The organism is Methylobacterium sp. AC315 (assembly GCF_979253755.1).
Genome location: NZ_CEEDEA010000037.1, coordinates 19,010 through 30,437, shown reverse-complemented (window position 1 = coordinate 30,437; position 11,428 = coordinate 19,010). Strand labels below are relative to the sequence as shown.

Here is an 11,428-nt window from a genome sequence, read left to right as displayed (position 1 = left end):
GGAGGGGGGTGGCGGATAGGGGACGGGCTGGAACGGGTTCGCGTCCGCGGGACCGCGCTCAGGAAGCGGCCTGCGTCCTCCGGGATTCGGCAAGATGATCGTGCGGTCGCTCCGGCCGAAAGGGTCGCTCATGGCACGCACCCCGCGATCCATGCGCAGGCTTCGTTCACCGCTGAGCCTCCAGCACCGCCCAGAGTTCCAGTTCGAGCTGCGGCCAGTCGCCGGAGAAGTGCATCCCGATCGATCCCGCGACCGAGAATTCCGGCCAAAGGGGCGATTGACGGTCGAGCAGGAAGTAAACGTGATCGGTGATCGCCCGGATCTGCGGCGGCGGGGTCGGTAGATGCACCAGCGGAACGCCGGGCAGGTGGGCGTGGACGATCTCATTCATCTTCGTATTCGGGCCGACCTTGAACAGGTTCGGGAACTGGCTCTGAATCTCCGTCAGCGGCCGACGGGCGGCGACCTCCAAGACGAGACTCGCGTTGCGGAAAAGGTTGCGGTCGCGGATCATCGATATGAACGCGTTCTGCGCGCGCTCAATGATCTCCAGCCGGATCACTCGACGGGGAGTGTGGCCCATTAGGAAATCCTGAATGTCGCGCAGGAGCGGCGCGAAGACAGAGCCCAGATCGTCCTGGTCGTAGGCCGGGTAGGTGCGGGCCCGCCGCTCCGCGGTCGCGAAGGTCGCAAGCTCCCCGGCCAGGCGCAGGAACTCCTCGTACAACCGCTCAGGATGAACGAAGCGCGAGCGCTCCAGGTGCTGCAGCACGGGCGCATGTCGGTTGAGAAGCTGAAGGATGAAATAATCCGCACTCTGCAGGCCACCACCTGAGGTCGGATCGGCGGCGTAGCGGGCCAGTTCCTCCAGCTTGTTCTCGACCCACCCGATGACCCGCTCGATCCAGCCATGAACGACTGGGTGGCTGGTTATGGTGAGCACAGGCGGCGCGAAGGTCTCATCGAAGACGATGGCCCGGTCACGCACCTCGATGATCCGGGCGATAGCAAGGCAAACATAGCCAGGCTTGGCAGTCTTGCGCACCTCGTAGCCCAGGCGGGGCTGGGCGACCTCGATCTCCTCCTCGATCCGCAGCGCAGATGTCGTATCGATCAGCCGGATGCCCGCGGGCACAAACCGGCTCGCGCTCTCGGCTTGGGCCTCCTCAACCTCGCGGGTGTTTGGCACCCCGATCGGGAGCGTAAGCCAGACGACGTACTTGCCGGCGCTGTCCGGGACGTCGATCGGTTGCGGCAGCGGCGTGTCGGCCGGCATGTCGAAAGGGGTCCCGTCCGGCATGATCCCAGCGGCCCGGCGCAGGCCAAACTTGCTCTGCTGGGCGAGATCGCGGTCGATCTCCAGCATCGAGAAGCCCCAGGGATACGGCGTGACGTGGCGCGTGCGGCTCTCGACCAAGCCTTCGACGTAGCGATCGCTCTGTTGAAGGTGGTGCGGGCGGAGGAACAGGCCCTCGCTCCAGACCACCTTGCTTCGCCAAGACATGGCCGCCAACTCTCCACCGGTGCGAAAGTGCGTGCGTGAAGGACCCGAAGATTGCGCAAGATCCACAATTGCCGCGGCGCACAGCCCTCACATCGCTGCCATAGCGATATTTTCTGGAGGGTCCAATACACCGCTTGTTGTAGAAAGGAAAATCAAGGATACCATAGGGAGCGACATCAGAATCTTTGGCGGCATGTGTTTTTTGCGCAACGTCGCGTAGGTGGCCTACGTACAGTATAGGCCGGCATGTCAAGTAAATGCATCCGTCGCGCGGGCGCGACTAGCGGCTGTTGTCGTAACAATCCGAAAAATAGATCATGAACGCATCGATCATCCCCTGGTCGTGCATCGAAGCGAGCGTGTTCCAGCGTGTCGTGTAGGCGTCCCAGAGGCGCGCCTTACGCGAGCTCAACAGGGCGCCCAGTCCGTGATCCTTCTCTTCCGAAGCCTCGATCCCCTCGGGACTGAGCCCGTCGGTCAGGAGGCGCAGCGCGTTCTGCATGGCGACATAGGTTTTGATCTGATGCGTCTTCAGGTCGCGAAAGCTGGAATCCATCGCCCGGCGCGCGTCGAGATATCCTTTTGATGGCGGTCCCAGCATGATGCGCAGGGCGTCATCCACCGCCGGGGAGAACTTAAGGGGGTTGTTGTCGAGAGCCTGGACCGTCGTCTGATTCCCGGCCTTGGCGGCCCGTTTCGATTCCGTCCGCGCGGCGAGCAGTTGCTTGAGATTGTCGGCATTCATCCGCAACAGGGCGCCGATCTCCTCGGCGAGGTCTCCGGGATCCCGCCAAGCCAGGACCTCGGCGGGGATCCCGAGCCCGGTTGCAAGACGGCGGATGAACTCGTCCCCCCCGGGCGCGGCCGCCGCGGGGGCGCGAGCCTGCGGCACGGGCATCTCCGGTTCGGCCGGAAGATGGGATGCTGCGGGAGAAGGACCGTTAGGTTGGGTGGGGGGAACCCAGGGATTTTCTGGGAGAGTCGCCAGGGCCTCTACGGTGGGCGGTCCGCTGTCGAAGGCCGGACTGGATGGGGGCGCGCCTGGGCGGCGCGGATTCGGCAGCGGTGCAAGCGCCGCCGGCCATACGTCTCCTCTCGCATCGGTCTCCGGTCGGGTGCCACCAAGGGGGGCGCCGGCGGCTGGGAGGTCGACCATCCAATCGAGGAAATCGGGGTTGACCGGGCGGACGCTCTCGCGGGGTCTCAGCTGCCGGCTCGGCATTGGGGGAGCCTCCGCGGGAACGTCCCAGCAGTCGCGCCCCTCGAATTGGGGCGCGACAGCCTCCTGCGGCGGTCCCGCTCCGTCGATCCGGGCGAGGATGATGTAGTGGCCGATCTCGATCCGATCCCCATCCTTCAGGCGATAGGCCTCCTGCAGCCGCTGGGCGTTATGGTTCACGAACACACCGTTGCGGGACACGTCGCGCAGCCAGAAGTCTCCATCACGATGACGGATCTCCGCATGCTTGCCCGAGATCACCCGCTCCGGGTCCGGCAACGTCCAATCGAGGTACTGGTCGCGGCCGATGTCGATGCCCCGGCGCCCCGACACCTCAATCCTCACCGGGCCGCCATCGGGCAGGGTGGTGTGGTTCTCGATCGTCAGCGTGAGCGTCATCGTCCGTTCCGATCGTCCCACGCCGAACCGGGTCCGCGCCGACGGACGGGGTTCGCGCACGCCGGACATCGGTGCAACCTACTCTTCACCGCCCCGCCCGGTCCAGCAGTGGAATCCCGATGTCGATGCATGCCTGAAGCTGGCTCGACCGATCGCGGGCATTTACCGTTGCAAGGGCGACGAGGATCGCAGTCCGTACGGCCTTGGGCGTCATCTCCGTCGTGGCCTGGACGACCGCCTGGGCACTCGGCCCAATGTTTCCGCCCACCCAGCCCGCGGCAAGGGCGACCCAGGGCGTTGCCAGGCGCTGATTACCGGTCATCCCGAGACGCAGCGCCTCCCGGCGCAACAGGTCATCGGGGTCGCGGACCCAGCTCTCTGCGGCCTGCAAGGCGGCATCCTCTTGGCCGAGCGGGATCCGGCACAACAACCTGATGCTCTGCGCCGCCCACCACACGGCCTCCCGCCGGCCGAGAGCGTAAGCCAGGAAACTGACTCCATCCTCCGGAGTCTCACTATGCCGCAGCCGCTGTAGAAACGACAACGGCGCCTCGTCGGTGGCGGCGGCGACGATGTCGCGCTCCGCACTCGGAAAGGCCGCGAACAGATCGCGGGCAGTGCTGAAGCGTGGTCCGGCCACAGGTCGCCGTTCAATTCAGGGTGATGAGGGGGGCCTTCTCCTCGATCAGCGCTGTGCCCTGCAGCGTGATCTTTCCCGCCTCGATCGTGATCGAGGCGGGATCCATAGTGATCTTGCTCGCCCCGCACTCGATGACGACCTTCGTGCCGGCTTTGATGTGCACTTCCTGAGCGACGACGGACTTCCAGTTGCCGCTCTCGACCTTGAAATTGTCGTCGCCGTTTTTGATCACTGTCGAACGCGAGGGCTTGCCGCTCGGGGTATCGAAGACAGCGCCGATCTCGCGGGTCTCCGCGTTGCGTACCACGGCGTCGAGATCCTTCTCGGCCCGGATGTTGACCTTCTCCGACGATTTTTTGTCGTCGAAGGTCAGTTGATTGTACCCACCGTGACCCTTGGTCGAATCGGACTTCATGCCCGAGACCGTCTTTTCGTCCGGGAGAGGGAATGGGTACGGATAGTCTTTGTTGTAGACCGTGCCAACGACGAGAGGCTGGTCTGGGTCACCTTCCAGAAACTGAACGACGACCTCTTGTCCCACTCGCGGGATAACCTGGAATCCCCACGATTTGCCCGACCACATCTGCGCCACTCGAACGGGGCGTGAGATCTTTTCCTTGTCACGATTCCAGTGGAATTGAACGAAGATCCGCCCTTGTTCGTCGACGTCAATCTCCTCGCTCTCCTTGCCCTTGCGGGTCGTGACAATCGCCGTCTGAGGGCCGTGCACCCGCGGCCGCGGGGTGACGAGGGGTGCACGGTAGGGTCGATCGACCGGCTGGATCTCGTAGGTACCTTGATAGAGTTCGCCGGCGCCACCACCGGGGCCGCTGCGATACGCCTCAGTGCTGATGACGTGGCGGGCGGAGACCACAAGATACTCACCATCGTCGGCGGGATGCTTTTGGATCGTCACGAGGCCGCCGGGGTATAGGCTCGCGGCGTCACCCGCTGCGCTGCGGCGGTGATCGAGCGCCTGCTCGGACTCCAGCCGAACCCGCGCGCGCTTGCTGCCGATAGAGCGCTCGGTGTAGCGACCAGGGAAATCGTAGGCTTCGAGAGAGGCCTTCTCGTACCGTTCTGATCCTCGCGAATCGGCCTTCAGATTGGCCGCCGGCTTCATGTAATCAAAATCGTTCGTGGCAAAGGTCCCGGTGCGGAAGACGCGGTCGGAACGCCAAGCGGAGACATGCTCACGCTCTCGCCGGTCCAAGCCGCCCAAGGGGATGAACGGGATGGTACCCCCGCCGCCTTTCACCGGGCGGTGGCACGACCTTGAATCAGCCAGAACCAACTGATGTTTATCCTCGCCGTGCTCATAATAGGTGTAAATTCCCCATTCTTCGAGCAGCCGGCTGACGAACACCAGATCGCTTTCCCGGTACTGGACGCAATAGTCAATTTTATCGTACTCGCCTCGGCTGGCTCTAAACTCAAAGTCGTTAAAGCCGGCTTCCTTAAAAACCTCCTCGACGATGTCGACGACGGACTTGTCTTTAAAGATGCGGCAGTCGGCTCGGCGACTTAACACCCATAGCCATGGCCGGAGCGTCAGCCGATAAGCAAAGGCATCTTGGCGCGTGCCCATCCACTGAGCATCGACAATAATGCCGTTGAAAAATCGATCGGTGGAATCGTAACTGCGAAATCGTACATGCGCGTTTTTGCCGAGCAACGAGTCGAAATTAAAGTTTTGGTCGTCGCACAACGCTTCGACACGATACTCGAATAAACTGCTTAGACTTTCCTCGCCCTCGAAATGAACCAGGACAAATTTGTCCCTCCCGGCGGGCGTGACTAGTTCAGCCACTCGACCCTGTTGTGCGGATTTAATGTCGCCGCCACGATCCACAGTCTGATCCGCGCTAGCTTTCTGATAAGTCCTGGGTTAAGTCACTAGCCGAATGATTCCTAAGGCGTCAATCCTCGACTTTCAGAGTGTCAAGATGTCTAGCTTCGAGAGTCCCACCATCGGCCTAGCTGCAATCCTTGCGCTGCTGATGTCAGGGGCGCCCCTGTCCGCGGAGCCAGCGTACAAGGCATCGGATATCGTCGCCCATTTCAAGCCGGCGGAAAAGCCGAACCTGGGGGCGAGCCGTGCCATCTGTATCGGCACTGAGAGCGAATGTCCGAAGGAAGTCTTGTCGCAGCCCAAGGCCGTCGGCGGCTTCGATCTGCGCATTAATTTTAACTATAATTCGGCTGATCTGACCCCCGCGGCCCGCTCGAACCTCGATGAGTTCGCCCGTGCCCTGAGCGACCCGACGCTGTCGGGGAAGCAATTCGTGGTGGAGGGACACACCGACGGCATGGGCAGCGACGCATTCAACCTCGATTTGTCGAGGCGCCGCGCGAGATCGGTGATCGGCTTCCTCGAGGGCCGGGGCGTGCCGGCCGAACGGCTCGAAGCGAAGGGCTTTGGCAAGCAGAAGCCCCTCGTACCCGATGCCCGCTCCGCCGAGAACCGGCGCGTCGAAGCGCACCTGCGAGACGAGTAGGGCCTGGGCGTCCATGGCGCTTGATCTCGATTCGGCTGGACTTCTCCGGCCGGTCACCGCCGACTCGCCCTGTGGCGACGACCTTGACGAAGCCGGCGACCTAGCCTTCCACAACGTTCTAGCGCAGGTCGAAGGCCAGTTTCCGGTCGCCTTCTTGGTTCGGGACGAGGAGGGCACGCTCCACGTTTTCGATCGTACGACGATAAACTTTGGCCGCGACTCGGCCCTTCTCGTCGGACTGCTTGAGCGGACGAGGGACTTGCGGCTGCTGGCCCTTCTCGCGCGGCTGTCGATGCTGGATCGCGACTTAGCCGGCTTCAGTCAAGCACTGGCGGCCATTGCTATTATGCTCGAAGCCCGGTGGGATACGGTCCATCCCCGTGGGGACGGAAACGGATTCGAGCTGCGCTCGGCGATCATTCAAACCCTCGAAGATCTGCCGACAGTTATTCTACCCTTGCAGCACCTGCCCCTTTTCCACAGCCGGCGTTACGGGCCCGTCGATTTCCGCGCCCTGATGATTGCGGATGGCGAGGCGCCGGGCCGCAGCGAGGAGTCAGGGCCTGATCGGGCGGCGCTGGAACGCGCCCTAGCGGATACGGACTCGGACACCCTGCAACCGCTCCGGGATGAACTGTCGGCGGTCGTTGACGCCTGCGACGCCATAGCCGCATCGACCCTGGCAGGGGCTGGCCTCGGAGGCAGCGTCAGGCTCGCCCACTTGCGAGAACTGGTCTGTCGAATCTTGGAGTTCTTGAAGGGGACCGAACCGGAACAAGTACCGAACAGTACCGGCATTGCCGCGTCTGGTGAAGTCGCCGATGCCGGGCAAGGCCGCGACCTGGTCGTCACGAGAGTCGCAGTTACGACCGGGTCACAGGCCACGAATGCCCTAGCGGCGGCCACAGCCTACTTGCGGACGCATGAGCCGTCGAGCCCGTCGGAGGTTCTTGTCCGGCAGGCGCAAGCCCTCCTCGGCAAATCGTTCGTAGACGTGATGCGGATCCTGATGCCGAACCAAGCCCCCGAGGCGATGATCGTCCTCGGGACCGGTCGCGGCCTGCGTTTGAGCTTTGACCAGCTCGCCGCGGTTCCGGACGACGGGTTGCCGCATTCCGCCTCGGGCCATGTGGACGCGCCGGTCGATGCACCGGCTGAGCCGATTTTCCAGGCAGCGAGCCGGGCCGAGGCGGTCGCGCTCTTGCAGGAGGTGGGGAGCTATCTCCGGCGCGCACAGCCCGCGAGCCCCGTCCCGTTGCTTCTCGACAAGGCGGTAACCCTCGCCGACCGGGACTTCGTGACAATCCTGAGAGATATTTTCCCCGATGGATGAGCCGGTTGGGCCGGCAGTCAGCAGACACGGAGCGACGAGGGATCCCGTCGATCCGGAATCATAAGTCAACGCGACCGGTTCGAAGCGCATGAGTCGTTGGTTTTGCCTCAGCGCGTCGCGTCGAATGCGGATACTCGGTAGGAAATACCGATCAGTCCAGTAGCTGCGCCTCAATGCCGATTGACTGGACTATCAATGCCCCAAAATCCCATTAAAGCATAAAGATCACAGTTTTGAATTTGCATCTCCTGTACGTTGACGCAGGGCAAAGCTTGTGTATTGATCGGGACCAAGGAATCTGCCGGCGGAACGATGTGTTCGTGTCGGGTCTGTTGAAGAGAGCGCCATGGCCGACTCAAGTCAAAAATTCATCAAGCGCAATCGGCCGCCCCGCGTTCATATCACTTATGAGGATCCCTACGACGTCGAGAGGAAGATCGAGCTTCCCTTCGTCATGGGTGTGATGGCCGATCTATCTGGCAATGCCTCTCCGGTGGAGAAGCCCAACCTTGCCGAGCGCAAGTTTCTCGAATTTGACATGGATAATTTCGAGCAACGCATGACCGCCATCGATCCGGCGACCCGTTTCAACGTCGAGGACCGGATTACGAACAGCAATAGCAAGATGTCGGTCGAGTTACATTTTAAGAAAATGGAAGATTTTGGTCCGGCGGCCGTCGCAAGACAAGTTCCGGCCCTCGCCAAACTGCTGGAGGCCCGGGAGCAATTGGCCAATCTACTCCGCTACATGGACGGCAAGGTGGCAGCCAGCGACCAACTCAAGGCGATGCTCAAGGATCCGGCTTTAATGGCGGCGTTGGCGCAGCGCTTGACGCCTGCTGCGGCAGACTCTTCCGACCCGGCCGCCTCCTGATCGCTCTCCCCCATCCCAAACCGAGGGACGCCGTGATGGCAGTCGATAGCACCGAGCTTGCGCAGGACCACGCGTCCGCTGGCCATGAAACGATAGAGGCGAGCGAATTCGCCAATTTGCTGAAGCAGAGCTTCAAACCACGCACGGAGCGGGCTGCGACGGAGGTGGAGAGCGCAGTCGGCACGCTGGTGCGTGAGGCGTTGGCGGATTCCGCGCTTATCAAAGATGAAGTTCTCGATACGATCGAGGAGATCATCGCGCGGATCGATGAGAAGCTGACAGCGCAAGTCAATGCGATCATCCACGCGCCGGAATTTCAGCAGATTGAGAGTGCGTGGCGCGGTCTCAACTACCTCGTGTTCAATTCAGAGACGGACTCTAGTCTCAAGATCAAGGTCATCAACGCATCGAAGCAGGAGGTCTTCAAAAACCTGCGCTTGTTCCCTGGAGCACGCTGGGACCAAAGCCCGCTGTTCAAGAAGGTTTACGAAGCGGAGTTCGGACAGCTCGGCGGCGAGCCCTATGGCTGCCTGATCGCGGACTACGAATTCAGCCACCTCCCACAGGATGTGCAACTGTTGCGTGAGCTAGGCAAGATCGCCAGTGCGGCTCACGCGCCGTTCTTCGCTGCTGCTGCGCCGACGCTGCTTGGCATGGACTCCTTCACCGAACTCTCCAACCCGCGCGACCTCGGCAAGATTTTCGATACGCCTGATTATGCGCAGTGGAAAAGCCTGCGCGATCTGCCGGATTCCCGCTACGTCGGCCTGTGCATGCCTCGGGTCCTCGCGCGGATGCCCTACGGGGCGAAGACTGAGCCCGTTGAAGAATTTGCCTTCGAGGAGGAGACGGATGGTCATCCCGGCGGAAACTATGCGTGGATGAGCGCGGCCTACGCCATGGCCGCCAACATCAACCGAGCCTACAAAGATTGTGGGTGGACGGTGCGGATCCGCGGCGTGCAGTCCGGCGGCGAGGTTATCAACCTTCCTTGCCACACCTTCCCCACCGACGATGGCGGTGTCGATCTGAAGTGCCCCACGGAAATCGCGATCAGCGACCGGCGTGAGGCCGAACTGGCCAAATCGGGCTTAATTCCCCTGATACATCGCAAGAATACCGATAAGGCGGCGTTCATTGGAGCTCAGTCGCTTTATAAGCCGAAGCAGTTTTTCGGCCCCAACGGAGTCGATGCGACAGCATCAGATAACCTTTCGTCGCGCCTGCCCTACATGTTTGCTGTGTCACGGTTCGCCCATTACTTGAAATGCATGGTGCGTGACAAGATAGGCTCGACCAAAGAAACGGCACAGCTGACCCGGTGGCTACAGGAATGGATCAACGAGTACGTTGACGGGGATCCCACCAACTCGAATGAGCAGACCAAGGCCCGCAAACCTCTCGCCGCGGCGCGGGTCGACATCTTCCCTGACGAGGAGAATCCCGGATACTACTCGGCGAAGTTCTACCTGCGCCCGCATTATCAGCTCGAAGGCATGGACATCGGCATGAGTTTGGTTTCCCGCCTGCCGCAGCCCAAGCAATGACGATCTGACCGGATCCGGTGATCTGGCTCGGCCCGGGTGCATGACCAGATCGGTTCGAGGCGCTCGCCAGCAAACCGCGCCGTTCCCGGTGAACGGTCGTACGACCGCGGCGGCGTAATCAGTTTGACACCGTGTATTGCAGCACAACAAGGAGGACCGAACGATGGCCGTCGACATCTTTCTCAAGCTTGAGGGCATCAAGGGCGAGGCGCAGGACAGCAAATACAAGGAAGAGATCGACGTCCTAGCTTGGTCGTGGGGTGCGGCCCAATCCGGCACGACCCATGTCGGATCAGGTGCCGGTGCGGGTAAGGTTAGCGTGCAAGACCTCAGCATCACCAAATATATCGATAAGTCGAGCCCGACTCTGTTTCAGCATTGCTGCACCGGGAAACACATCAGCAAGGGTAAGCTGATCGTTCGAAAGGCCGGCGACAAGCCGCTCGAGTATCTCACCGTCGATCTCGAAGATATCATCGTTTCTCACGTGTCGCTCGGCGGCTCCGGCGGTGAGGACCGGCTGACCGAGAACATCACGCTCAACTTCAGCACCTTCCACGTCAAATACGCGCTGCAGAACCCCGACGGCAGCAAGGGGGCTGAGACCGAGCACAAGTGGCACATCGCTAAAAACGTCGCCGGATAGAGCGACTTGCGTTGAGGACCGACCACATTCGGGTGCGCCTTGCCTGCGTGATCACGCCCAACATCCTTTCGCCGCGGCGCGGCGGGAGGCGGCGGGTTCTAAGCGTGGCCGAGGGGGCAAGCGCCTCCGTTTCGGTAGCCCGCGATCTAAGTTACCAGGGCTTTTCCAGGCGGCCACTTATGAGGAGGAAATATGAACGGCAGGGCCGTTGGAATGCCTGTCCGTACGTCGCTGATGGAGATTTTCCGCGTCGCCAATGACGAGCGGGATGCCCGGCGGCGCGTTGGGGCCTCGGATGAATCGGGCGCCATCATTTTGCAGGGCCGGAGAAGTCAGTTTCGGTCCTCGACCAATGTCTCCGATCTGCAGCGGAGTGTCGCGCACGATCTCGAGCGCATGATGAACGTCGTCCATCTCGCAGCCGACATCAATCTGTCAGCCTATCCTGAGGTTCGCCGCTCTATCCTCAACCATGGTTTTGTGGACATCGCTCGCATGACCCTCGGCGATGGGGCGGTGAACGACATCGCTGGCGAAATCGAGACGGCCCTTCGCATCTTCGAGCCGCGCCTCGTTCCCGGCTCGATTGCCGCCCGGCGAGATATCGACCTCGATCCCACTGAGCTAACGCTTCGGTTCCTCGTACGTGCGGAGATTCGGGCCGATCCGCTCAACGTCCCGGTTGAGTTCGTGGCCGACCTTGACCGGGATACGGGCCACATGAAAGTCGCGCGGCGATGAGCGCCCCGCGCGGCGGCACGGACTTTC

At 61.8% G+C, this 11,428-nt stretch carries 10 protein-coding genes; 6 read left to right on the top strand and 4 right to left on the bottom strand.

The window, feature by feature from the left end; genetic code table 11:
- Positions 1-166: 166 nt before the first annotated feature.
- The 4 genes from tssK to AC0IY0_RS27620 form a co-directional block, all read right to left on the bottom strand.
- On the bottom strand, positions 167-1,504 hold the full coding sequence (tssK, locus tag AC0IY0_RS27635; RefSeq protein WP_471766278.1) for a type VI secretion system baseplate subunit TssK: 1,338 nt from the start codon (positions 1,502-1,504) through the stop codon (positions 167-169).
- A gap of 280 nt (positions 1,505-1,784) precedes the next feature.
- Positions 1,785-3,122 (bottom strand): type VI secretion system-associated FHA domain protein TagH, encoded by a 1,338-nt coding sequence (tagH, locus tag AC0IY0_RS27630; RefSeq protein WP_471766276.1) that lies wholly within the window; start codon positions 3,120-3,122, stop codon positions 1,785-1,787.
- A gap of 85 nt (positions 3,123-3,207) precedes the next feature.
- A complete protein-coding gene (locus tag AC0IY0_RS27625; RefSeq protein WP_471766275.1) occupies positions 3,208-3,762 on the bottom strand; it encodes a DUF6931 family protein in 555 nt (184 codons plus the stop codon).
- A gap of 10 nt (positions 3,763-3,772) precedes the next feature.
- A complete protein-coding gene (locus AC0IY0_RS27620) occupies positions 3,773-5,614 on the bottom strand; it encodes a type VI secretion system Vgr family protein (RefSeq protein ID WP_471766274.1) in 1,842 nt (613 codons plus the stop codon).
- Positions 5,615-5,708: 94 nt separating this feature from the next.
- Here AC0IY0_RS27620 and AC0IY0_RS27615 point away from each other — a divergent pair, with 94 nt between their 5' ends.
- From AC0IY0_RS27615 to AC0IY0_RS27590, 6 genes are all read left to right on the top strand, one after another.
- On the top strand, positions 5,709-6,260 hold the full coding sequence (locus AC0IY0_RS27615; protein ID WP_471766273.1) for an OmpA family protein: 552 nt from the start codon (positions 5,709-5,711) through the stop codon (positions 6,258-6,260).
- A 13-nt stretch (positions 6,261-6,273) separates the two neighbouring features.
- Entirely contained in the window at positions 6,274-7,593 is a 1,320-nt protein-coding gene (locus tag AC0IY0_RS27610) for a type VI secretion system protein TssA (protein ID WP_471766272.1), read from the top strand.
- A 346-nt stretch (positions 7,594-7,939) separates the two neighbouring features.
- A complete protein-coding gene (gene tssB, locus AC0IY0_RS27605) occupies positions 7,940-8,467 on the top strand; it encodes a type VI secretion system contractile sheath small subunit (protein WP_471766271.1) in 528 nt (175 codons plus the stop codon).
- Between the two features lie 35 nt (positions 8,468-8,502).
- Complete coding sequence (gene tssC, locus AC0IY0_RS27600) at positions 8,503-10,014, top strand: type VI secretion system contractile sheath large subunit (RefSeq protein WP_471766270.1); 1,512 nt, start codon at positions 8,503-8,505, stop codon at positions 10,012-10,014.
- Between the two features lie 163 nt (positions 10,015-10,177).
- Complete coding sequence (locus AC0IY0_RS27595; protein ID WP_471766269.1) at positions 10,178-10,660, top strand: Hcp family type VI secretion system effector; 483 nt, start codon at positions 10,178-10,180, stop codon at positions 10,658-10,660.
- 192 nt (positions 10,661-10,852) lie between these two features.
- The gene (locus tag AC0IY0_RS27590; protein ID WP_471766268.1) at positions 10,853-11,401 is read left to right on the top strand and encodes a GPW/gp25 family protein; all 549 of its coding nucleotides are present in this window, start codon (positions 10,853-10,855) and stop codon (positions 11,399-11,401) included.
- Positions 11,402-11,428 lie beyond the last annotated feature (27 nt).

Coding starts and splice junctions, on each gene's coding strand:
- tagH (WP_471766276.1), bottom strand. CDS start 3,122: ATGACGCTCACGCTGACGATCGAGAACCACACCACCCTGCCCGATGGC.
- tssB (WP_471766271.1), top strand. CDS start 7,940: ATGGCCGACTCAAGTCAAAAATTCATCAAGCGCAATCGGCCGCCCCGC.
- AC0IY0_RS27610 (WP_471766272.1), top strand. CDS start 6,274: ATGGCGCTTGATCTCGATTCGGCTGGACTTCTCCGGCCGGTCACCGCC.
- tssK (WP_471766278.1), bottom strand. CDS start 1,504: ATGTCTTGGCGAAGCAAGGTGGTCTGGAGCGAGGGCCTGTTCCTCCGC.
- tssC (WP_471766270.1), top strand. CDS start 8,503: ATGGCAGTCGATAGCACCGAGCTTGCGCAGGACCACGCGTCCGCTGGC.
- AC0IY0_RS27615 (WP_471766273.1), top strand. CDS start 5,709: ATGTCTAGCTTCGAGAGTCCCACCATCGGCCTAGCTGCAATCCTTGCG.
- AC0IY0_RS27595 (WP_471766269.1), top strand. CDS start 10,178: ATGGCCGTCGACATCTTTCTCAAGCTTGAGGGCATCAAGGGCGAGGCG.
- AC0IY0_RS27590 (WP_471766268.1), top strand. CDS start 10,853: ATGAACGGCAGGGCCGTTGGAATGCCTGTCCGTACGTCGCTGATGGAG.